Source organism: Acinetobacter sp. BMW17 (genome assembly GCF_001592855.1).
Lineage (GTDB): Bacteria > Pseudomonadota > Gammaproteobacteria > Pseudomonadales > Moraxellaceae > Acinetobacter > Acinetobacter johnsonii.
Genome location: NZ_LSOD01000032.1, coordinates 33,111 through 55,313 on the forward strand (window position 1 = coordinate 33,111; position 22,203 = coordinate 55,313).

At 43.6% G+C, this 22,203-nt stretch carries 19 protein-coding genes and 1 pseudogene; 8 read left to right on the plus strand and 12 right to left on the minus strand.

The window, feature by feature from the left end:
• Positions 1–4: 4 nt before the first annotated feature.
• Positions 5–1,489: a glycerol kinase GlpK gene (gene glpK, locus AXW61_RS10210; RefSeq protein WP_062034226.1), complete on the plus strand. Its 1,485-nt coding sequence runs from the start codon at positions 5–7 to the stop codon at positions 1,487–1,489.
• Between the two features lie 87 nt (positions 1,490–1,576).
• On the opposite strand, the gene AXW61_RS10215 is transcribed toward glpK, so the two are convergent.
• The 3 genes from AXW61_RS10215 to AXW61_RS10225 form a co-directional block, all read right to left on the minus strand.
• Positions 1,577–3,106 (minus strand): DHA2 family efflux MFS transporter permease subunit, encoded by a 1,530-nt coding sequence (locus AXW61_RS10215; protein WP_004984332.1) that lies wholly within the window; start codon positions 3,104–3,106, stop codon positions 1,577–1,579.
• Positions 3,107–3,112: 6 nt separating this feature from the next.
• Entirely contained in the window at positions 3,113–4,264 is a 1,152-nt protein-coding gene (locus tag AXW61_RS10220; protein ID WP_062034227.1) for an efflux RND transporter periplasmic adaptor subunit, read from the minus strand.
• Between the two features lie 247 nt (positions 4,265–4,511).
• Positions 4,512–5,009 (minus strand): thioesterase family protein, encoded by a 498-nt coding sequence (locus tag AXW61_RS10225; RefSeq protein WP_058952291.1) that lies wholly within the window; start codon positions 5,007–5,009, stop codon positions 4,512–4,514.
• 108 nt (positions 5,010–5,117) lie between these two features.
• Between AXW61_RS10225 and hemB the strand changes: the two genes are divergently transcribed.
• Entirely contained in the window at positions 5,118–6,131 is a 1,014-nt protein-coding gene (gene hemB, locus AXW61_RS10230; protein ID WP_062034228.1) for a porphobilinogen synthase, read from the plus strand.
• A 27-nt stretch (positions 6,132–6,158) separates the two neighbouring features.
• Positions 6,159–7,268: a glycine oxidase ThiO gene (gene thiO / locus AXW61_RS10235; RefSeq protein ID WP_062034229.1), complete on the plus strand. Its 1,110-nt coding sequence runs from the start codon at positions 6,159–6,161 to the stop codon at positions 7,266–7,268.
• Positions 7,269–7,275: 7 nt separating this feature from the next.
• On the opposite strand, the gene AXW61_RS10240 is transcribed toward thiO, so the two are convergent.
• The 3 genes from AXW61_RS10240 to AXW61_RS10250 form a co-directional block, all read right to left on the minus strand.
• Positions 7,276–8,196 (minus strand): TIGR01777 family oxidoreductase, encoded by a 921-nt coding sequence (locus AXW61_RS10240; protein WP_062034230.1) that lies wholly within the window; start codon positions 8,194–8,196, stop codon positions 7,276–7,278.
• A gap of 58 nt (positions 8,197–8,254) precedes the next feature.
• Complete coding sequence (locus AXW61_RS10245) at positions 8,255–8,701, minus strand: ABZJ_00895 family protein (RefSeq protein ID WP_062034231.1); 447 nt, start codon at positions 8,699–8,701, stop codon at positions 8,255–8,257.
• Between the two features lie 334 nt (positions 8,702–9,035).
• Complete coding sequence (locus tag AXW61_RS10250) at positions 9,036–10,013, minus strand: sensor domain-containing diguanylate cyclase (protein ID WP_062034232.1); 978 nt, start codon at positions 10,011–10,013, stop codon at positions 9,036–9,038.
• 397 nt (positions 10,014–10,410) lie between these two features.
• Between AXW61_RS10250 and AXW61_RS10255 the strand changes: the two genes are divergently transcribed.
• Together AXW61_RS10255 and AXW61_RS10260 are read left to right on the plus strand one after the other, a co-directional pair.
• Positions 10,411–11,664 carry an exonuclease SbcCD subunit D gene (locus AXW61_RS10255; RefSeq protein WP_062034233.1) on the plus strand — a complete coding sequence of 418 codons (1,254 nt, stop codon included), beginning with the start codon at positions 10,411–10,413 and terminating at the stop codon, positions 11,662–11,664.
• 9 nt (positions 11,665–11,673) lie between these two features.
• Entirely contained in the window at positions 11,674–15,270 is a 3,597-nt protein-coding gene (locus AXW61_RS10260) for an AAA family ATPase (RefSeq protein ID WP_062034234.1), read from the plus strand.
• 116 nt (positions 15,271–15,386) lie between these two features.
• On the opposite strand, the gene AXW61_RS10265 is transcribed toward AXW61_RS10260, so the two are convergent.
• Both AXW61_RS10265 and AXW61_RS10270 read right to left on the minus strand, forming a co-directional pair.
• Complete coding sequence (locus AXW61_RS10265; RefSeq protein WP_062034235.1) at positions 15,387–16,121, minus strand: hypothetical protein; 735 nt, start codon at positions 16,119–16,121, stop codon at positions 15,387–15,389.
• A gap of 184 nt (positions 16,122–16,305) precedes the next feature.
• The gene (locus tag AXW61_RS10270) at positions 16,306–16,995 is read right to left on the minus strand and encodes a YggS family pyridoxal phosphate-dependent enzyme (protein ID WP_062034236.1); all 690 of its coding nucleotides are present in this window, start codon (positions 16,993–16,995) and stop codon (positions 16,306–16,308) included.
• Positions 16,996–17,117: 122 nt separating this feature from the next.
• On the opposite strand from AXW61_RS10270, the gene AXW61_RS10275 reads away from it, so the two are divergent.
• Both AXW61_RS10275 and AXW61_RS10280 read left to right on the plus strand, forming a co-directional pair.
• On the plus strand, positions 17,118–18,155 hold the full coding sequence (locus AXW61_RS10275; protein ID WP_004694862.1) for a type IV pilus twitching motility protein PilT: 1,038 nt from the start codon (positions 17,118–17,120) through the stop codon (positions 18,153–18,155).
• Positions 18,156–18,181: 26 nt separating this feature from the next.
• Positions 18,182–19,303 (plus strand): PilT/PilU family type 4a pilus ATPase, encoded by a 1,122-nt coding sequence (locus AXW61_RS10280; protein ID WP_004984301.1) that lies wholly within the window; start codon positions 18,182–18,184, stop codon positions 19,301–19,303.
• Between the two features lie 60 nt (positions 19,304–19,363).
• On the opposite strand, the gene fur is transcribed toward AXW61_RS10280, so the two are convergent.
• On the minus strand, positions 19,364–19,801 hold the full coding sequence (fur, locus tag AXW61_RS10285; RefSeq protein ID WP_004694866.1) for a ferric iron uptake transcriptional regulator: 438 nt from the start codon (positions 19,799–19,801) through the stop codon (positions 19,364–19,366).
• 112 nt (positions 19,802–19,913) lie between these two features.
• Here fur and bamE point away from each other — a divergent pair, with 112 nt between their 5' ends.
• Entirely contained in the window at positions 19,914–20,312 is a 399-nt protein-coding gene (gene bamE / locus AXW61_RS10290) for an outer membrane protein assembly factor BamE (RefSeq protein ID WP_004694868.1), read from the plus strand.
• 46 nt (positions 20,313–20,358) lie between these two features.
• Here bamE and AXW61_RS10295 read toward each other — a convergent pair whose 3' ends face one another.
• The 3 genes and pseudogenes from AXW61_RS10295 to AXW61_RS10305 all read right to left on the minus strand — a co-directional run.
• Positions 20,359–20,682, minus strand: a complete 324-nt coding sequence (locus AXW61_RS10295) for an RnfH family protein (RefSeq protein WP_062034237.1) — start codon at positions 20,680–20,682, stop codon at positions 20,359–20,361.
• Complete coding sequence (locus tag AXW61_RS10300; protein WP_062034253.1) at positions 20,682–21,764, minus strand: hypothetical protein; 1,083 nt, start codon at positions 21,762–21,764, stop codon at positions 20,682–20,684. The genes AXW61_RS10295 and AXW61_RS10300 overlap by 1 nt, the downstream gene beginning before the upstream one ends.
• A gap of 142 nt (positions 21,765–21,906) precedes the next feature.
• Positions 21,907–22,113 (minus strand): annotated as a pseudogene (locus tag AXW61_RS10305) (hemerythrin); the annotation flags it as partial.
• Between the last annotated feature and the right edge of the window lie 90 nt (positions 22,114–22,203).

The window sequence follows — 22,203 nt, forward strand, 5'->3', positions numbered from 1 at the left end:
ATTTATGAGCTACTTACTTGCACTCGACCAAGGAACCACTTCGAGTCGTGCCATTATTTTCAATGAACAAGGTCAAGTTCAGGCAACGGCGCAACGCGAAACGCGTATACATACCCCTCAATCAGGCTGGGTAGAACAAGATGCCCAAGAGATTTGGAGCTCACAAATTGCTGTTGTACAGCAAGCTCTGGCCTCTGCTCGTATTTTAGCCAAAGACATCAAAGCCATTGGTCTTACTAATCAAAGAGAAACGACTGTCGTATGGGATAAACGTACAGGTCAGCCGCTTGCACCAGCCATTATCTGGCAAGACCGTCGTGCATTTGAATGGTGCAATCAGCTTCTACAGCAAAACCTAAAAGATAAGATTCAATCCAAAACTGGACTCCGAATTGACCCTTACTTTAGTGCAGGAAAATTGGTCTGGTTACTCGAGCATGTCAATGGTCTACGCACACTGGCTGAACAGGGGCATGTGGCCTTTGGCACGATTGATAGTTGGCTGATTTGGAATCTTACCCAAGGTGCTCAACATGTCATCGAAGTCAGCAATGCTTCTCGCACGATGCTGATGAACTTAAGTACGCAGCAGTGGGATGAAGAGCTGTTAGATTTATTTAATATTCCTCCTGCATTACTGCCAAAAATCATCAACTCAGACACCTATATCGCAGATACCGCGGCAGGCTTACTCGGTGCCAATATTCCGATTACAGGCATATTAGGCGACCAACAGTCTGCGCTGTTTGGACAGTCCTGTTTTGACATTGGGACTGCCAAAAATACCTATGGCACAGGTTGTTTTATGCTGTTCAATACAGGCGAGACCGTTCAATACAGTAAGAACAAACTGCTTTCGACGCTGGGTTGGAAAACGCAACATCAAACCACTTATGCCCTAGAAGGCAGTGTATTTATGGCCGGTGCGATTGTTCAGTGGCTACGAGATAATTTAGGCATTATTCAAAAAAGTAGCGATGTTGAAAAATTAGCTTGTACAGTTCAAGATACCGATGGCGTCATGCTAGTTCCGGCATTTACTGGACTCGGTGCACCACATTGGGACAGTGAAGCGCGTGCCCTCTTATGTGGAATGTCGCGTGGAACCAATAAGGCCCATATCGCTCGTGCAGCCTTAGAGTCCATTGCCTTTCAAGTCTCTGATGTACTGACCGCCATGCAAGCCGATATCCAGCAGCCGCTGAAAGAGCTCCGCGTCGATGGTGGTGCCAGCCAAAATGACATGCTGATGCAGTTTCAAGCCGATATTTTAAATGTGCCTGTACTACGCCCTAAGATGCAGGAGTCGACCGCATGGGGCGCAGCGGCCATGGCAGGGTTAAGGTGTGGCGTATTTTCAAGTTTGGATGAAATTGCACAGTCTTGGCAGCTTGAACGTGCTTTTGAACCCAAAATGAGTCCAGATCAACGTGAGTTTCACTTACAACAATGGCAATCTGCCTTGAAACGTGCAAAGTCAGAACGTTGATTATTTAACGCTATTGTTTTGAGATATCAAAAACATCATAAAATTGCATAATAAAAAACCGCTTCAAGAAAGCGGTTTTTTATTACCTTAATGCGCATGCCCGCCACCGCCTGCCCCTATTTTAGGTTTAGGGCAGAGCCAAATAATAGATGCTGCAAATAGGAACACCAAGGCCAAGATCAGGAAAATATAGTTTGCCGACAAGGTCAACGCTTCTTTATCCACCAGACTAGAAATATAGCCTAATGCACCTTCCGCACTCATTCCCTGCTGCATCAACACCGACTGGGTTTGATCTGTATGCAAACTACCAACCATTTCGCTACGTGCAACTTTAGTATGGTCGTCCCAAATAGTGACAGCAATAGAGGCGCCTATCGCACCTGCCATAGTTCTTAAGAAATTCATTAAACCTGCGGCAGATGCCATTTCGTGCGGCAATACCGATGACAGCGCCATGTTTGATAATGGGATAAAGAAAAATGGCACAGCAAAGCCTTGCAAGATTTGCGGCAATGCCAATGCAAAAAAGTCAGCATCTGTGGTCCAGAACGAGCGCATCAAGGTCACCCCACCCAAGATGCTCAAACCAAAACTGGCCAGTGCACGTTGGTCATATTTGGTTGCCAATTTCGCCACAATGGGTGACATAGCTAAACTGCCAAAACCCATGGTTGCCGTTAAATAGCCTGCCCAAGTTGCGGTATAGCCCAAATTGATCTGTAACCACTGCGGAATCAGTACAATACTGCCGAAAAATGCACCAAAGCCAAAGGCCAGTGCCAAGACAGAAATCGTGAAACTACGGTATCTAAAGATCTGAATATTCACCACTGGATGCCGTTCGGTCAGCTCCCAAATGGTAAAAATCACCAAACCAATCACAGCCGTTAAAGCCAGTACCACGATCGCAGGGCTATTAAACCAGTCGCGTTCATGCCCCAAATCGAGCATGAGCTGTAATGCCCCAATCCATAAAATCAGGAGGATCAATCCACCGCGATCAATTTTGAGTTTGGCCGTTGCTGTTTCCGCAGGTTTAAGTAGACGCATCGCAGCAAAAGCACACGCTATACCGACGGGAATATTAATAAAGAAAATCCAGTGCCAAGACATGTTGTCACTGATGGTTCCCCCTAAAATCGGACCAAGAATCGGGCCAACCACCGTCGTCATTGCCCACATGCCCATCGCTTGGGATTGCTTTTCTGGAGGGAAAATCCGCATCAGTAACATCTGACTGAGCGGCATGATCGGGCCACCAAATAAACCTTGGCCAATTCGGCAGAAGACCAGCATTTCTAAACTGGTCGATAAACCACACAGTACCGAAAATATGGTGAAGCCAATCAGACTTAAGGTAAAAACCCTTACCCCTCCAAAACGGCCTGCAAGCCAGCCTGTTAAGGGAACACAAATCGCTTCAGCCACGGCATAAGAGGTAATCACCCATGTCCCTTGCGAACTCGATACTGCAAGGCTTCCCGTAATATGAGGCACAGAAACATTGGCAATCGTCATGTCCAGCACGACCATAAAGTTGGCCAATGCAAGGACGAAAGCCGCCAACATCAGGCGACCACCCTTTAAGTCACCATAGGGAACATAGCTATTCATGTGCAACTACTTCGATTTCAAATCGATTTGAGCTTCCATCGACAAGCCAACACGTAAAGGATGTTCAGCCAACTCTTTCGGGTCGAGTTGAATACGTACAGGCAAACGCTGTACCACTTTAATCCAGTTACCTGTGGCATTTTGTGCAGGAATCAGCGCGAAGGCAGAACCTGTTCCACCAGAGAAGCCCAGAACCGTGCCATGGAACTCAACTGAGTCGCCATACAAGTCTGAGGTTAAAACCGCTTTTTGACCTGGGCGTACATTTTCCAGCTGGCTTTCTTTAAAGTTCGCGTCGACATATAACTGTGAAATTGGAACCACCACCATGAGCACAGAACCTGGCGCCACACGCTGTCCAACTTGAATTTTTCGGCTCGTCACTACCCCATCAAATGGTGCTTTAATTTCAGTACGTTCTAAATCAAGCAAGGCTTGTTTTAGTTTTGCTTGAGCGACCAAAACATCCGGGGTCGAATTTTCATTGCTGCCTTGAATTAAAGCTTCATTTGCAGCCAAGTTACTTTGCGCAGCTTTCTGACTGGATTTAGCCTGCGCCCAACCCGCTTGCGCTAAGTTATAGCCTGCTTGCGCATTATTTAAAGCAGCTTGTGCCGTGCTTAATTCTTCTTTAGAAATCGCGCCTGTCGCACTCAACTGCTGACGACGATTCAAGTCATCTTGCGCTTTATCTAACTCCGCTTTGGCTTTAGCCACTTGTGCTTCAGCACTATGAATGGCGTCATCACTCACAAAGACTTGCGAGTTTAGAGAGCTGCTGTTGGCCGCACTTTGTTTATACTGGCGCTGTGCTTTAAGTAATTCGGCCTGAGCTTGCGCTACAGCAATTTCGGCATCACGATGATCGACCAAAACCAACACATCGCCTTGCTTTACAGTTTGCGTGTCACTGACCAACACTTTTTCAACTTGGCCTGTCACCATAGAGGTAATCGAGGCCGTTTCCGCGCCCACATAAGCATTATCAGTTGAAACCGAATGGTTAAAGAACAGTTTCCAAATCAAGAATAAAATGGCAGCAATGATCAGGATCACAGCCACGAAACCTAAGCTTTTCTTACGTTTAGCTTTCAGTGCTTGATCATTGATTTGATCGGCTGGATCAGTATCTGGCAGTGTATTTGGGGCATCTGTCATTGATTTTTCCTAAATCTAACAGACTTGGTCAGCCGGCATCATCCCTACGAAAGGGACATCAGACAAGTATTGTCTGCATTGGTGTCGATGAGAAAGTCACAATAAAATTTGATGCATTCTAAGAGCAAATAATCACATTTTGAGAAAATAAATTGTAACTGCTCAGTCTATTTTAGTTTTCAGCATCCAACTTCCTGTTGGATGCTATAAATTTCACTTGAATATTAAAGACTTAATTAATTTAAAACTAATAAGCATAAGAAGCAATCGCTGTTGCAATCGATTTGCCTTCGTCATTGACCATGGTCATGCGCATCGTGCAGCCTTTACGCCCCAATCTTAGAGTTTCAGCACGGGCAATAAAGTATTTTCCACGTCCCGGCGCGAGATAATCGACCCGCATATCGACTGTAGCTAAACGGGATACTTTTTTAATGGTGTCCGCAATCGTGTCAGGTTCCGCTTTTTTATACAGCTCCCCCATCGCTACAATGCCACCAATACTGTCTAAAACCGTTGCAGCCACGCCCCCATGTAAAATTTGGAACGCGACATTGCCAATTAAGTAATCTTGCATATCGATATAGGCTTCAATTTTCCCGTCAACGACTCGCATGGTCATGGTGTTGTGCTTAAAAAATGGCGACGCATTAAAAGCCTTAACCAACTGCTCAAAAACCACATCAATATCCACTTTTGCTCCTAAGTGTATGCTGCCCGTCCAGCTTTTTTCACCACTACTCATAACAATCTGCTTCACTCTTAAAACAATAAAAACCCGTCAATATGTGCCCAAAGCCATAAGATAGGTCTACAATACTGACCTAGTTTAATACCGATTATCGAGATTTGTATGACCTATACGTTCAATCGTCCCGCCTTCCCCGCTACTCGCATGCGCCGTATTCGTAAAAATGAACATCTGCGCTCTATGGTTCGCGAGACCCATTTAACGACAGATCATCTTATCTATCCAGTATTTGTCCTGCCGGGACAGAACCAGACGCAAGACATCCCCAGTATGCCGAAGGTGCAACGCCTATCTGCGGACTTACTCTTAAAAAAAGCAGAACGTTTACTTGAACTTGGCGTATCGAAACTGGCGCTATTTCCAGTTACTCCCCAAGAAGATAAAAGCTTAAGTGCCGAAGCAGCATGGCGTGAAGATGGTGTGGTTCAAAACACGCTACGTCTGCTCAAAAAAGAATTACCTGAAATGGTGCTGATTACCGATGGCGCACTTGACCCGTATACTACGCACGGTCAAGACGGCATCATTGATGACACGGGTTATGTACTCAATGACGAAACCGTTGAAGCACTGATCAAACAAGGATTAAGCCACGCTGAAGCTGGAGCAGATGTCTTTGCGCCAAGTGACATGATGGATGGTCGTATCGGTGCGATTCGCCAAGCCTTTGAAGCCAATGGTCATATCTACACCTCAATCATGGCCTATTCAGCAAAATACGCGTCGAGCTTCTATGGCCCTTTCCGTGATGCGGTCGGTTCATCCAGCAACCTCAAAGGTGGCAACAAATACAACTATCAAATGGATGTCGGCAACCGCGCAGAAGCATTACACGAAATTGCCCTCGATATTCAAGAAGGGGCTGACATGGTGATTGTGAAACCGGGTATGCCATATTTGGACATTGTCCGCGAAGTCAAAGACAACTTCGGTGTGCCGACTTTCGTTTACCAAGTCAGTGGCGAATATGCCATGCTCGCAGCGGCCATCCAAAACGACTGGTTATCGGACAGCGTGATTATTGAATCACTGATGAGCTGCCGCCGCGCGGGTGCAGATGGCATCTGGACCTATTTTGCAGAAGAAGCTGCACTGAAACTAAAAGACATGAAGTAACAGCCTGTTTAGAAGGATTGAGTTGCAATGCATATTGCCATCATTGGCGCAGGAATCAGTGGTTTACTGACAGCGCTTGAGCTGATTGAACACGGTTGTTCGGTTGAGATTTTTGACCAACAGCAAGCGGGACAAGCGGCTTCATGGGCAGGTGGAGGGATTCTCTCCCCGATGTACCCATGGCGCTATCCACAAAGTGTCAATGACCTCGCCAAATATGGCAAAAGCATGTATCAAGCATGGAATGAAAAAGTTAGTCCTGTTTCGGGGATAGATTTTGAAATCCACGAAACAGGTATGCTGATTTTTGATGAAGCTGATTTTGACATTGGCCTAAATTATAAAGACCAACATCAAGAACCGATGCAGCATTGTGAACTTTTGCAACGCGAACAACTGGAACAGGTCAATCCGCGCATTTCTTCGCGCTTTCAAAAAGCTATCCATTTTCCACAGTTAGCCAATGTTCGTAATCCTCGACTGCTCAAGTCGATTGTGGAATACCTCAAACGGCAGCCACAAGTCACCTTTCATGAGCAAGCGTGGGTACATACCTTTGACATGGTCAATCAGCAAGTTCAAGGGATAAAAACTGCCGATGGTCAGAGCTATTCAGCGGATCATGTTGTGATTGCAACAGGCGCATGGTCACAGCATTGGTCCGAACAACTCCAGTGCAGCATTCCAGTGAACCCCGTACAAGGACAAATGCTGCTGTTTAAAACCCCTGAAAACTGGCTACCAACCATGTGTATGAATCAGGTTATGTATCTGATTCCACGTTTAGATGGTCATATCGTTTGTGGTTCAAGCATGGCGGATGTCGGTTTTGACCAACGCCCTTCTCTACAAACCCAGCAAAATATTTATAAAGCATGTTTGGATATGGTACCTGAGCTGGCCGATTTCCCAATTGTGAAGCATTGGGCAGGTCTACGCCCAAGTTCACCAACGGGCGTCCCTTATATCGGAGCATTCCCCGAAACAGCCAATCTCTGGGCAAATTTCGGTCACTATAGAAATGGTCTATGTATGGGGCCTGCATCTGCACGACTGCTACGCGAATTGATGTTAGGCCAAAGCTTAACGGTTGACGCCAGTGCCTATAGCCCTGAGCGTTTGGTAAGCTTTGCTTGATCAAACGCTACTTGGGTAAATTTTGCGGTTGAATAATATGGATTAAGGCTTCTTTTAAAGTGGGATATTTAAACTCAAACCCCTGTGCTTTCAATGCTTCGGGGCGAACAAATTGACCATTCAACACCAGTTGAGACTGCTCGCCTAAAAGTAACTTCAGCACAAAAGCGGGTAAAGAAAGTAATGGTCTACGTTTCAGAATTTGCGCTGCGGTTTGTGCAAATGCTGACTGAGTGACTTTTTCTGGACTGACGACATTAAAGACTTGTGCAGTGGTTTCATGCAGCATTAAAAACTCAATCGCTCGCAGCACATCTTGAATATGCACCCAGACCACAGGTTGCCGCCCCGAACCAATACGTCCACATAAGTTCATTTTGATCGGAAACAACATTTGTGGCAAAATGCCAGCCCCACGTCCAAAGACCACGCCTAAACGAATAATTTTGGTATTTTGCGACGTGTCTTGCCGTGCAGATTGTTCCCATTTTTGACACAACTCTGACATAAAAATAGACTGCGGCGCTGACTGCTCATTACAACACTCTGTCCATTGTTCAGTCGGATCAATGCCATAATAACCCACTGCTGAACCTGAAATAATACATTTCGGTTTAATCTTTCTTTTAGCGAGATATTGATAGAGCATCGTCGTCATTTCAATGCGACTGGCGATCAGCTTTTGCTTGCGGGCATCTGTCCAACGTCCCTGAGCAATACTTTCCCCAGCCAAATTCACCACATAATCAATGCGATCATGCTTGAGTTCGTCTAAAGTTCGAATCCAAGTCAAATGCGGGTGAATTTTAGGCAGATTCTTTTGTCGACTTAAGCCGATCACTTCATAATCTTTTTCTAATAAATAATCGAGCAAGTTTGAACCAATAAAACCACTTGCTCCTGTCACCAATACACGTTCTTTTTGCATAGCGTGATCTCAAATGATGTTTTGCTCAAACTATAGCATTTAGAAGAAAGCTTTACGATTAATCGATTATTTTTGCCGCCATACGCTCAGCTTGTTTGCCATAAAACCAGTACGTCAGCACATACAGCGGAATCGCGATCAATAAAATCAGAATCACCACCATACTGATAAATTGCGGTTGTTGGACGTAGAGCATAAAGTTTGGCCAAACTTCGGCATCGCCTTGCGTAAAGATAAATAACCCCAACATGAGAAAGGCAAAGTTATAGCTCCAAAAAATCAAACTAAAACCTAAAGTGAATTTTTTACGTTCTGCTTGGGTTGGCGCACGGCGCTGCTGTTTAATAAATTTAAGTAAAACCCAAATCATGGCCACCAAATAAGGTACAGCCGTTAATACCGCTCCCATCCCCGTCGGAAGTAGTGCAGCGAGTACACCACAAACACAGCTAAAGACAAAACATATGAAAAAAAACCAGAGAAAATATCGTGTTAGCGAAATCATAGCGCTACTTTAAACCCAACCAAAAAATCATTATAAAAAAAATTCAGTTTTTTTTCATTTTCATGTCAACCAATCGAAGTTGATGTGCGTTAAATAGGGTACAAGGTCGCAGCAACCGTCAACATTGTACCGGCATCCACAATACGTACGGTGACCTTTCCTAGAGCAATAAGATTGGCTCCAAATTTAAATGTTGTCAGCAGCCGACATTTAAGCGTGAAGCAGTTTTCTTTGACCGACGATTTCATCATCACTCGAATCGTCGGTCTTTATTTTTTTGAGGACTGATTTTTCAGTGCTCCCCCACCTCAATAGATGAAGAAACCCTTAAAATTTAATATGAGTTTAAGTGCTGGACGTCTTCTGCATCCTGAATGACATAACCATTGCGTCCCTGCTCTTTGGCCAAATACAGATTCTGATCGACCTCTTTTAAAAAGGCCATTTTGTCATTTTTCTGGGTTGGGATAATGGTTTTCACCCCTAAACTGACCGATAAACGCTGATCCAATGGCGATGAACTATGGCAAATATCAGCGGTTCGAATACTCTGTAAAATACGCTCCACCACTTCAATTGCAGACGCTTGTGTTGTATCAGGTAATATCAAAACAAACTCTTCCCCACCAAAACGCGCCACCAAATCACGTGGTCGTGAGACACTTTTTTTCAGTAATTGTGCAATTTGTTTCAAGCAAGCATCACCGAGAAGATGACCATTATAATCGTTATATTGTTTAAAATAATCGATATCCAATAAGATGAGGGTCAAAGGTTGCTGTTCACGCTGTGCATTGAGCCATTCGCGTTGGTAGCTATCTTCAAAGAAGCGGCGGTTGGCAATCCCCGTTAGACCATCTTGATACGAATATTCTTCCAGTTGCTTTTTCAGTGTTTCTAGCTCTTGTTCCTGTTTTTTACGCTCCGAAATATCGAACATAAATCCGACCAAACTATCGACTTCCCCATCGGGTTTGCGCACCACATGCACCACATCGCGAATCCAAATATATTCTCCATTGATGGTTAGTGCGCGATAATCCGCCTCATGATCAACCCCCGAAATCGACTGCGCCACACAAAAATCAACCACCCATGCACGATCATTTTCATGCATTCGCATCGCCCAATCTTCGACTGTTCTCCACGAGTCTTGCTTCCAACCCAGCACTTTTTCAATTTGTGGGCCAATATAACTAAACGTTTTGGTTTCCCAATCAATACTCCAAGGAATAGCAAGTGTTGATTCAATCAGCGTCTTATACACCAGATCATTGACAATACGGGGCGAATTGAAAATAGAATCAGACATAGTTACGTTCTCCTTATACCCTGTCCTACTCAATACATGACTTATTTTTTAGGCATTCTGCATAAATCATTCTTATAAAGTCTCAAAATTGAATCCGTGAACGAGCTGCACATTTCTTTTATGGCTATGACACGATATACAATTTCATAGATTTACATAATACCCCATTAAAAGAACATTTTTTAATCATAATTTATCTTTTTACTATCGTGTTAATCAAATAAACCCATCACATTCTTTTTCACATAATCGCTCAATAGTTTTTCTGATCAATTCAACTTAAAAATAGGCACTCAACTATCAGGTCAAAGATTGTCGTCGTAACGACAATTATCCATCGCATAATTTTGATTTATGTTAGCTTATAGCTCTATTGCGCTTTGAGCTTGGGGTATCTATGGCTGTTCGTTTTTTTCATACATCTGATTGGCATTTGGGACAGTTTTTTTATAACCATTCCCGTCAGTATGAACATGAACAGTTTTTAGCATGGTTACTGGAACAAATCAGTGCAAGACAGCCACATGCGCTTTTGATTGCAGGAGATATTTTCGATGTCATCAACCCTGCATCGTCCGCACAAAAGCAACTCTATCAGTTCTTAGCAGATGCGCATGCACGTGCACCGCATATGCAAACCCTGATGATTGCAGGCAACCATGACTCAGGCTACCGCATTGAACAAGTTGAACCGTTACTGGCCAAATACAATGCCAAAGCGGTGGGAGTGATTCATAAAAATAGCCAACAGCAGATCGATCTTGAGCATTTATTGGTGCCGATTTTAGATGAGCAACAAAATACTGTGGCATGGTGTCTGAGTCTGCCCTTTTTACGTCCTGCTGAAATTACAGGCTTTAATGAACACACCACCAATAGCCAAAACGCGATTGCTTATTTGCATCAACAATTGATTGCCGAGGCCAAAGCCCGCAAAACAGCGGATCAAGCCCTGATTTTAATGTCTCATGCACATATGCAAGGCGGTGAAACCTCTGACTCTGAGCGTCCTATTGTGATTGGGAATGAAGAAGCACTCTCAACAGCATTATTTGATGAAATCATTGACTATGTGGCGCTCGGACATTTGCATAAACCGCAAAAAGTCGGTGAAGAGCATATCCGCTATAGTGGCTCCCCAATTCCACTATCTTTTAGTGAAATTAACTATAAACATCAAGTTGTTGAAGTGACACTTGATCCCACACAAAACGATTCCTCCCGTCTTCAGTTGAATGTTTTAGCGATACCACGAAGCATTCAACTGCATAAGATACGCGGTGAATTAAATGAGGTACTGGAAAAGCTGCAAGCATTGCCTCAAGGCGCCATCACGGATATTGATCAACGTGAATATGTCGATATTGAATACCATACTGCTGTTCCACCGCAGCCCAATTTAAGACAACAATTCGAAGAAGCTCTACCCAAAGACCGTTATCGTTTAGTCCGTATTTCGCGCCAATATTTAGCGACTGAGCAAGACCCCAATGCACCCGCTAAAGTAAGTTTAGAACCGCCCACACCAGAAAAACTGTTTCAGCAAATTTGGGAAAAACAGGGTTATCACAATGATGCAGAAGTATTGAACGATTTTATGAGCTTAATGCGTGAAGCAGAACAATCCCTTGCAGATGAACACGAGGCTTAAAGGTTTAGTATGAATATTTTATCGATTCGAATTAAAAACCTTGCTTCACTTTCTGGCGAACATTTGATTGATTTTGAAAGTGATCCCTTAGCCAGTGCCGGTCTGATTGCCATTGTGGGGAAAACAGGCGCAGGTAAATCCACCATTTTAGATGCCATGTGTTTGGCCCTGTTTAACCGTATTCCACGGCTAAAAGACAGTGATGGCAAACTACAAGATGTCGATGGCTCAGAGCTACTTACCAACTCCCCCTTGACCGTACTGCGTCGTGGCACTGCACATGGTTATGCCGAGCTATGCTTTATTGCACAAGACCAAAAACGCTATATCGCACGTTGGGAATTAAAACGTTCGCGGGAAAAGGCCGATGGCAAACTACAAAGTGTGCAGCGTTCTTTAAAATGTGTCACCGATGGTGTCGTCATTGCGGATAAAAGAAGTAGTGTCGATCAAGAAATTAAAAGAATTACTCAGCTCAGTTTTGAACAATTTACTCGTGCCGTTTTATTGGCCCAATCTGAGGTCACCGTTTTTTTAAAAGCACGGGACAATGAACGCGGCGAATTGCTGGAATATCTAACCAATTCCGCTATTTTTGGGAAAATTGGTCAACTGGCTTATGAAAAAACCAAATCCGTCACCACGCAGCGCAAAGAACTGGAAAATGTGCTGGGGCATATTGAACTGTTAACCGATGAACAAGTCACAGCATTATCGACACAGTTCCAGCAGTGCGACAGGGATTATAAACAGCTTGAAGATCAAAAGTCGCAATTGGAAAAACAACAACAATGGTTCGAACGCAAACATAAACTCGACAGTGAAATCATTAGCAAACAACAACTATTTGATACGCAAAGTAAGTTACAACAAGATTTAGCTCCTGAGCGTGAACACTTGGCTCGTTTGGAGATCTTTTCAGAAATTCGTGCTGTAGCATTCCAGCAACAACAGTTACAGCAAACGGTGCAGCAACTGACGCCCCGTATTCAACAACAGCAACAACTGTTCGATCATTTACAGCTTAAATTTGAAAGTGAAAAAGCCCAATTCACTCAAGCTGAAATGGCAGTGAATGAACTACAACAGTTTGAAAGTACCCATCATGATGCATTGAATGAGGTGCGTAAATGTATTCAAGAACGGGATTTTATTGGGGCTGAGTTTAAGAAAGTTCAGGAAAAATTGCAGGCTTTAGAGCAGTCTAAGCTGCCCCTAACCCAGCAACAACAAAAGCTTGAACAGCAGATTCAACATATTGATCGACAGCAAACCGAGTGTAAGCAGCAACTGGAAAGCTCACAACAGTTTACAAGCTTAGACAAAGGTCTCAGCGCCCATGCCCAACAGCTAGAACAGTTCATTCATCAATATCAAAAAATTGAACATCAGCTCGGGCCACGTGCTCAAGCGGAACATCGGCTAGCATCAGAAAAACAACAATTACAGCAGTCGATTCAACAGTTCGGGACGATCGAACAGCTTGAAATCAAAGTTTCGCAGACACAACAGCAACGCGAGTTGAAAATCAATCAACTCAGCCAATTCGAGCTGATTCAGCAAAAAATTCAGCAGTTTTTTGACTTACAGGCTGAGGCTACAGAACAGCAAGTACTGCTTGACAATGCCAATACACAGCTTCAAGCCGTGCAGCACAATAGCCGACAAGCTGAACAGGTCTTTCAATCTGCCAAAAGTGAACGCATCCAGCTGCAATTGGTTTTGCAACAACAGCGACTTTTACATGCTGAAAATATCGAAGATTTACGCACGGCACTCCAAGACGGCGAACCCTGTTTAGTCTGTGGCAGTACCTCACATCCTTATAAACTGGAAGATACTGCGCTCTCCAAGGCCCTGTTTGAGCTTCAACAACAGCAGGAACAACAGGCAACGCTAAAAGAACAGAATTGCTTTGATGGCTGGCAGTACGCACAGCAACAGCTGACTAAACTGAATACTGAAATAGAACAACGCCAAACTTTAATTCAGCAGCTTTCTGAAAAAATCAGTGCTTTGCAACACGTGTTAATCGCACACAGTCAAGCAGCAAATATGGCACTCGACTTCACCCTAATAGCATCGGAATTGAAGACTCAGTTCATGCAAATGGCTCAGCAATATCAGTTGGATTTGCAACAACTCAAACAACAATCTGAGCAGTTCCAACACAATATTAAAATCCAGCAACAATGCATCCAAAACATTCAACAGATTGAACATTTACTACAAACAGCGAACGGTTTGCACAACCAAGTTCAGCATATCTTGCAGTGTTTATCTGAAGCTGAAAAAACAGCTTGGCAACAGCAGACCACCCAAACCGCTCAGCAAATCTTGATACGTCTAAATACCCGTTCACAACAACTGGAACAGTTGGAACAATGGCGTCAGCAATGCGAACAAACCACGCAACAGTTCAAGACCAATCAACTGAATATCGAAAATACCAGTAAGCACATCTCTGAAACCAACGAGCAGCTCAATGAGATCAAACAAAAAGGACAGCAAAATACAGAAATAGCCAATCAATTGATCCAACAAATGACTGGCTTAACTGACATCAAAGCCAATGAGTGGCTCATCCAGCACGATCAACATCGCCAGCAGACGCAAAGCCATTATCAACAGCTGAAACAACATTTTGATCAATTGCGCCATCAATTCGAACAGGAAAAAAATCAGCTAGAACAGCTCAAAGCCCAGTTACAGCAGAATCAGACCAGTGCCAGCCAAGTAGAAAATACCCTTCAACACTGGCTCAATGCGCATCCTGATTTCCATAAGCCTGATTTAGATGCACTGGCTCAAATTAACTCGGCTCAGGAACAACACATCCGTCAGAAATTACAGCATGCAGAACGCCTAGTAAATGAAGCACATGCTGCATTGAAAACTATGCAAGAGCAGTTGAGTGAACATCTGGGCCATCAACCTGAGATTGACCCAGCACAGTTACAACAGCAAATGCAGGAGCATCAAGCGGCACTGCAAACACAACTTGAACTACGTGATCAGCTCAAACTTAAACTTGAGTTGCATCAGCAAAATGTCGCAAAACAAAAGCAATTTGCAGATCAGATTCAATCCATACAACAGGAAGAACACCGTTGGGGTAAAATTTCAGGTCTGATGGGAGATGCCACAGGCAAAAAATTCCGTGATTATGCGCAGCAATATAATCTCGATATTTTACTGGAACATGCCAACCAACAACTCAACCAACTCTCGCAGCGTTATACCTTGAAGCGTTTAGAGCATTCGCTGAGTCTGGCCATTATTGATCATGACATGGATGGCGAAACCCGCTCTGTTGCATCACTCTCTGGGGGCGAGTCTTTCCTGACTGCCCTTGCCCTATCTCTTGCCATTGCCAATATGGCCTCAGGGTCAATGAAAATCGAATCCCTGTTTATTGATGAAGGCTTTGGAACTTTAGATGCATCGTCCCTGCACATGGTCATGAATGCTCTCGACCAATTACAGAATCAAGGTCGTAAAGTGGTGCTGATTTCACACATCCAAGAAATGCATGAACGTATTCCTGTACAAATCCAAGTTAAAGCTTTGGGCGCAGGTGCCAGTACTATTGAGGTGGTCGGATAATTTCACATTTTTGAAATGTCAAAGTTTGATTTGTTTTAAGACACCATCTCTCGGTTAGAAATAAAGGGAGCATCCTACTTGATGTAAATGCTCCCTGTGAGATCCAAACGAATGCTTTAATCCGCTGGGAATGCTTTTGGTGGAGGTGCATATTTAGATGCATCTGCGGCTTTGTCTGTAGTCGCCACAGACTGTAGCGGGTAGATCACGGTACCTATCACACCTGTATTTTGGATGGAACCATGATCTGAGTTTGCAGCATAGGCATCTTCAGGTCGACTAAAGGTAAAAGATGCCACCGCAGAGTCACTCTTACGGAAGCCTTCAATAATCAACTCCCCCTGTGGACGAAGCACATAACCTGAATTGCTACGTGATGCTGCACGTCCATCAATAACATCTAAACCATCGACACTGGCAACCACTTCAAATGTGCTATTGCTGTGGTTTTTGTATTTGAGTTGATAGCTTTGTCCATCTTTGCCAGATAAATAATACTGCTGACCATCTCGAAATAAAGGCAGTGGACGCTGTGCATCATCTACAATCGAAAAACTGATTTTTCCAGCCGCCAATGACAGACTATTCACGGCCTTACCCACATATTTTTTGCTGGCATAGCGAACTTGTGATTCAGCAATTGGGCTACTGGATAAGCGTTTTAAATTGACTTCCGTGACGTTTGAACTGATCTCATCGCCCCACTTGGTGCCTAATTTTTCACTTTTAGCGACCTGAGCATTCTGAACCGTAGATTCCGCACTCATCTCACTCATTTTGGTATTTGTACTACTACAAGCTGCCACAAATAAGCTCAAAAGCAGGGAGATAAATAAATAGAGTTTTTTCATTTTGGCTTCATCCTAAATGCAATTTTTATCGTTGTCAGGCAATCATTGTTCATCTGTCTAATCTATAGACGGTTCAATTCATGAGTTTAAATTAAGCCTATTTTTTTCAGCAGCCTATTAGTTTTATATAATTGTAAGTTAAGCGCTTCTCACTGCCTTTAAGCTCAAGAAGCCCTATTTAGACTTAATGCTGTGAATAATCTCTCGCTCCGAACAAGGCGGTTCCAACGCGAACCATAGTCGACCCAGCTGCAATTGCATCGACCATATCGCCCGACATACCCATGCTTAAGGTATCCCAGTTTTCAGGGTGAACATGCAGCTCTTTTACTTGGTCAAATAACACTTTCGCCGCCTTAAAGGCTTGAGTATTGTTCGGTGCAGGAATCACCATCAACCCACGCAGTTTGATGTGAGGCAACTGACTGATACTTTTTACCAACTCAGCAACTTCATCAGGTTGGCAGCCATCTTTGCTGTCTTGAGCATCGATATTGACCTGTAGACAAAGATTTAATGGTGGTTGTGTTATCAGACGCTGCGCCGATAAACGCTCTGCAATAATTAAACGATCAACTCCATGCACCCATGCAAACTGTTCAGCCAAATGTTTGGTTTTATTGCGTTGTACATGCCCAATAAAATGCCATTCGATCTCTAAATCTTGTAGCGCCTCTATCTTCTGCAAAGCCTCTTGTAAGTAGTTTTCACCAAAGGCGCGTTGACCACAAGCGTACATGTCTCGTAACACTTCACTCGGATGTGTTTTAGAAACCGCCAAAAGTTCTACAGACTCCACGTCACGCCCTGAAATTTCGCAGGCCTGTTGAATTTGGGATAACACGTGTTGACGTGAATTTTGCAAGATATTCATTGACGAGGGTCTCATTTCGGTCATCTTTTTTGCTTTGCCTTTCAACAAACTGTTGGTTAAGTTGATTGAAAGCCTTATTATTCTATCAAAATAATTAGCATTTAAATGAACTCGGGGAAATAATGGATATCACAGAATTACTAGCCTTTTCGGCTAAGAACGGGGCATCAGATTTACACTTATCTGCAGGTATGCCACCGATGATTCGTGTCGATGGTGAAGTTCGTCGTATCAATTTACCAGCTTTAGAACACAAAGAAGTGCATAAACTGGTCTATGACATCATGAATGACAAACAACGTCGTGATTTCGAAGAAAAATTAGAAACGGACTTTTCCTTTGAAGTGCCAAGCATTGCTCGCTTTCGTGTGAACGCATTCAACCAAAACCGTGGTGCAGGTGCAGTATTCCGTACCATTCCATCTAAAGTCCTGACCATGGAAGACCTAGGTTTAGGACAAACCTTTAAAGAGTTATGTGAATTACCACGTGGTTTGGTTTTAGTGACAGGACCTACCGGTTCTGGTAAATCTACCACATTGGCGGCAATGATCGATTATATTAACGATAACCGCTATGACCACATCTTAACAGTTGAAGACCCTATCGAATTTGTACACCAGTCAAAAAAATGTTTGATCAACCAACGTGAAGTGCACCGTGATACACATGGTTTTAACGAAGCGCTGCGTTCTGCACTACGTGAAGACCCCGATATTATCCTCGTGGGTGAGATGCGTGACCTTGAAACCATTCGTTTGGCGCTCACTGCCGCTGAAACGGGTCACTTGGTCTTCGGTACACTACATACCACCTCTGCGGCAAAAACCATTGACCGTGTGATTGACGTATTCCCTGCTGAAGAAAAAGACATGGTTCGTGCCATGTTATCTGAATCGCTACAAGCCGTGATTTCTCAAACCTTACTCAAGAAAAATGGCGGTGGTCGTGTTGCCGCGCATGAAATCATGATTGGTATTCCTGCCATTCGTAACTTAATTCGTGAAAACAAAGTGGCACAGATGTATTCTGCTATTCAGACTGGTGCAAACTACGGTATGACCACACTGGATCAAAGTTTGAAAAACTTGGTCACCAAAGGGGTGATCAGTCCACAAACTGCCCGTACAGCTGCCAAGCAACCTGAAACCTTCTTATAAGAAAACAATGGATTTGGGGTATAGATATGGATTTTAACGACTTACTCAATTATATGATTCAACAAAAAGCGTCGGATTTATTTATCACCGCTGATGTTGAACCTTCCATGAAAATTAACGGTCAAATTGTGCCTGTGGCTAAGGGCAAGCTGACGGGTGATGTCGCGGGGCAACTGCTCAACTCGATTATGAGTGACAAACAGCGTAAAGAATTTGCGGACACACGTGAGTGCAACTTCGCGATTATGAATCGGGATAAAACTGCGCGTTTTCGTGTCAGTGCCTTTCAACAGCGTGATATGCCGGGTATGGTTTTGCGTCGGATTGAGACGCAAATTCCAACCATGGACGAGTTAAAACTCCCGCCTGTACTCAAAGAGTTGGCCATGACTAAACGTGGCATCATCATCTTTGTGGGTGCAACAGGTACGGGTAAATCGACTTCTTTGGCTTCGATCATTGGTTACCGTAACCAAAACTCGAAAGGTCATATCATTACCATTGAAGACCCGATTGAATTTATTCATGAGCATGCAGGCTGTATCATTACCCAGCGTGAAGTGGGCATTGATACTGACTCTTTTGAAATCGCACTGAAAAACACCCTACGCCAAGCACCCGATGTGATCCTGATTGGTGAGATTCGTTCCCGTGAAACCATGGATTATGCGATTGCCTTTGCTGAAACAGGTCACTTGGTATTTGCAACGCTGCATGCCAACAACGCCAACCAAGCCATCGACCGTATTATTCACTTCTTTGAAGCAGACCGTCATAGCCAATTGTTTATGGACTTATCTTTAAACCTTAAAGCCATGGTTGCTCAGCAGCTAATTCCAACACCAGACGGTAATTCACGTCGCGCTGCGATTGAGATTTTGATTAACTCACCGTTAATTTCCGATTTGATCCGTAAAGGTGAAATCCACGAAATTAAAGACCTGATGAAGCGTTCTCGTGAACTCGGTATGCAAACTTTTGACCAAGCCTTATTCGATTTATACAAAGCTAAGCAGATTACCTATAAAGACGCGCTGAAACACGCCGACTCTCCAAACGACTTACGCTTACAAATCAAGTTGTCTGAAGAAGGCGGTGATCGTCTATTGCATGCCAGTGCAAACATCACGTTCGACGGACAAGCTTAAGCATTTCTTTAAGCAACAAAAAAGGGCTTCTCATGAAGCCCTTTTTTTAGGTCTAAGTTATTACTTTTTACGAAGTGCTTCTTGGCACTCCGCAGCATCACAGTAACCGTATAGGTTGAGTGAGTGACCTGTTAAAGTAAAGCCATGCTTTTCAGCAACTTCGTGCTGCTCATGCTCAATCACTTCGTTGCTAAACTCAACCACTTTGTTGCAGTTTTGACAAACGATATGATCATGATGATCGTCTTGCATGATTTCGAAAACAGAATGGTTATTTTCAAAGTGATGGCGCTGAATAATGCCCGCTGCTTCAAACTGCGTTAACACGCGGTAAACAGTTGCTAAACCGACATCTTCACCTTGTTCAAGTAAAGTCTTATAAATATCTTCCGCACTTAAATGGTGTTGCTTTGAATTTTCTAGTAGTTCTAATATTTTAATTCGTGGAAGTGTAACTTTAAGTCCAGCTTTGCGTAGATCTTGATTTGAAATTGGCATGTAAAAAGGTCTCTCAACAAATTTAAAGTTAGAATATGCAACAAAGTGTAGATGCAGTATGATCTATCCGTGGCTCAATTGCATCATAATTAATTTGGGATAGTGTAGCAAAATGCAAAAAATCATGTTGGCGTTATTCGTCACTTCACTGCTCGCAGGCTGTTCGACCTTGGGCGTTTATAAAGTTGATATTCCTCAAGGTACGCCATTAACTCAAGCACAAGCGTCAAAAATACAAGTTGGCATGAGCCATCAACAAGTTCGCTTTTTGCTTGGCAGCCCGACAGTTTCAGATCCAATGAATCCGCTACGTTGGGACTACATCTACAATTATACCCCAGGAACGTATGCTAAAAAAGCCAAGATTCCTGCTGCACAAGGTCAACACCTGAAAGTCTATTTCGACCCAAACGGTATTGTCCAAAAAATTGAAGGTTTAGAAACCATTCCTGCATCTCAGCCGGGCTTACCAGCATCGAAAGAAGCGATTCTAAACGCGCCCCCACTATAAAGCCTTATTCTAAAAAAGAAACCCCTCGACTGAGGGGTTTTTCATATCATTTCGATTGTTTTAAGCGATTGCCTTTGGCAAAGCGCCCCACGGGGTTATTTTGTGCACGTATCCTTCGAATATCTTTAGGATTAATGCTCAAAGGGCGATAAATTTCAACACGATCCCCTGCCTGCAAAACCTGTTGAGGGTCTTTCAAGCGGACACCAAAGATGCCCAATTGCAAAGGTTCAGACAATTCAACCTGCGAGCCTATACCACTCAGTTGAATCGCATCTTGCGCCGTCATTCCCTCAGAAAACGGCACACTGATATGAAACTGCTGGTCTGCTGTTGCATAAGCAACCCAGACTTGTTGAAGCATGCGCATTAAATCAATTTTCCAAGCACGGCTACAATTGCCAATACGATAGAAACAGGTAATACCACACGCACAGCGATGCGCCAAATATTATAAAAAGCTTCATGACTAAAGTTCATCGACTTACGTAAATGGCTAATTTTCATAATCCAACCAGCAAAAATGGCATAAATCAAACAAATCACTAAGCCCCACAGCATCAGTAAAATGTTAAAAATCGGGCCAGTGGCTGGAATCAACCACACCAACGTTGCAGCCAGCAGCACGAGCCACTGAATCACAATATTCAACTGGCGCTGTGCCAACTGCTCACGTGCCATCTGTAACAACACGGCTGCCGCTGCAACTGCAGTTAAAGCAATTGCATATGCAGGTAATGCCGCTTGGACTGCAAAAAATGCAAAAGCAACCACCGCCAAAATTTGTGCAATCCAAATCGGTAAAACAGTCTTGCTTGCAGCATCTTGCTGTTGAACTTGTACCAAACTATTTTGCCAGTACAGTCCGAGTCCTAAACCACTTGCCACCAAAGCCAATACCGTTGCACTGCCCCATTCTGAAAATTCAACAGGTGTCACCTGCCACTCAGCAATTCCTGTACCAGAGAGGTTTGCAAGCACTAAGGAAATCAGCACACCGACCGCCGTTAATGCTAGGATCAATAGACGTGGTGCAAAAGACAACGCGATGGTAACCACAGCCAAAGCGATAAAAATCACCGACGATGTCATATCGACCAGTGCATATTGATTTAATAGTTGCGCCGCATTAGACAACATGCCGCCCGCTAAAAAAGGAATAAAGACCACAGCAAGCCATCCCACAAGACGCCACGTCTGTGAAGCATCGGCATCACGCGTTAATCTCGACAAAGCATTCAATGCCGTGGTTTTTGAACGCTTGGCTAAGGCAATTTCTAAGTAACACACAGGTAAAGCCAAGATCACCATGGTCACTAACCAAAGTAACCAAAAGTCGAGCTGACGTTCAACCTGAATTCCCACCAAGGGTGCAAGTGTGGCAATGATAATAAATGATAAACAAAATGCCATCAGCGGCGATAACCATCGTGACAGAGCATTGTCTTGCATGATGCGTTCCTTCAATAAGTCTTGCGCTATTTTGCCTTGCTCGCTTATGAAAATCAAAAACAAAAAGCAAACCATCAAAACTGATGATTTGCTGCGCTAAATATAGTTAAAATTTATTGTTTTTATCCCTCGTTTGGCTCACTTATGAAAAGAAACGAGCAAACCAGTTTTTCCCTTTTTTCTTTTCTTTTTCTTTGATAATGCCCATCATATTTTCTTTTACGGCACCGACATAATCTGCATCATCATGCTGGATATGGTTAATCAGCCATTTCGACAACACTTCATGCAGTTCAGCTTCGATTGAATGACCCAGCTCAAAACGGTCACGATAAGATTCAATTTTTTTCTCTGTACACGACAAAAATAGATAACTCATTGAAATAATGTCACAATAATTGTTTTCTAACGACGAATACTATGACACATCTCAATGAGT

Excerpts from the sequence above, each read along its gene's own strand:
- glpK (WP_062034226.1), top strand. The coding sequence starts at position 5 with ATGAGCTACTTACTTGCACTCGACCAAGGAACCACTTCGAGTCGTGCC.
- AXW61_RS10215 (WP_004984332.1), bottom strand. The coding sequence starts at position 3,106 with ATGAATAGCTATGTTCCCTATGGTGACTTAAAGGGTGGTCGCCTGATG.
- AXW61_RS10220 (WP_062034227.1), bottom strand. The coding sequence starts at position 4,264 with ATGACAGATGCCCCAAATACACTGCCAGATACTGATCCAGCCGATCAA.
- AXW61_RS10225 (WP_058952291.1), bottom strand. The coding sequence starts at position 5,009 with ATGAGTAGTGGTGAAAAAAGCTGGACGGGCAGCATACACTTAGGAGCA.
- hemB (WP_062034228.1), top strand. The coding sequence starts at position 5,118 with ATGACCTATACGTTCAATCGTCCCGCCTTCCCCGCTACTCGCATGCGC.
- thiO (WP_062034229.1), top strand. The coding sequence starts at position 6,159 with ATGCATATTGCCATCATTGGCGCAGGAATCAGTGGTTTACTGACAGCG.
- AXW61_RS10240 (WP_062034230.1), bottom strand. The coding sequence starts at position 8,196 with ATGCAAAAAGAACGTGTATTGGTGACAGGAGCAAGTGGTTTTATTGGT.
- AXW61_RS10245 (WP_062034231.1), bottom strand. The coding sequence starts at position 8,701 with ATGATTTCGCTAACACGATATTTTCTCTGGTTTTTTTTCATATGTTTT.
- AXW61_RS10250 (WP_062034232.1), bottom strand. The coding sequence starts at position 10,013 with ATGTCTGATTCTATTTTCAATTCGCCCCGTATTGTCAATGATCTGGTG.
- AXW61_RS10255 (WP_062034233.1), top strand. The coding sequence starts at position 10,411 with ATGGCTGTTCGTTTTTTTCATACATCTGATTGGCATTTGGGACAGTTT.
- AXW61_RS10260 (WP_062034234.1), top strand. The coding sequence starts at position 11,674 with ATGAATATTTTATCGATTCGAATTAAAAACCTTGCTTCACTTTCTGGC.
- AXW61_RS10265 (WP_062034235.1), bottom strand. The coding sequence starts at position 16,121 with ATGAAAAAACTCTATTTATTTATCTCCCTGCTTTTGAGCTTATTTGTG.
- AXW61_RS10270 (WP_062034236.1), bottom strand. The coding sequence starts at position 16,995 with ATGAATATCTTGCAAAATTCACGTCAACACGTGTTATCCCAAATTCAA.
- AXW61_RS10275 (WP_004694862.1), top strand. The coding sequence starts at position 17,118 with ATGGATATCACAGAATTACTAGCCTTTTCGGCTAAGAACGGGGCATCA.
- AXW61_RS10280 (WP_004984301.1), top strand. The coding sequence starts at position 18,182 with ATGGATTTTAACGACTTACTCAATTATATGATTCAACAAAAAGCGTCG.
- fur (WP_004694866.1), bottom strand. The coding sequence starts at position 19,801 with ATGCCAATTTCAAATCAAGATCTACGCAAAGCTGGACTTAAAGTTACA.
- bamE (WP_004694868.1), top strand. The coding sequence starts at position 19,914 with ATGCAAAAAATCATGTTGGCGTTATTCGTCACTTCACTGCTCGCAGGC.
- AXW61_RS10295 (WP_062034237.1), bottom strand. The coding sequence starts at position 20,682 with ATGCGCATGCTTCAACAAGTCTGGGTTGCTTATGCAACAGCAGACCAG.
- AXW61_RS10300 (WP_062034253.1), bottom strand. The coding sequence starts at position 21,764 with ATGCAAGACAATGCTCTGTCACGATGGTTATCGCCGCTGATGGCATTT.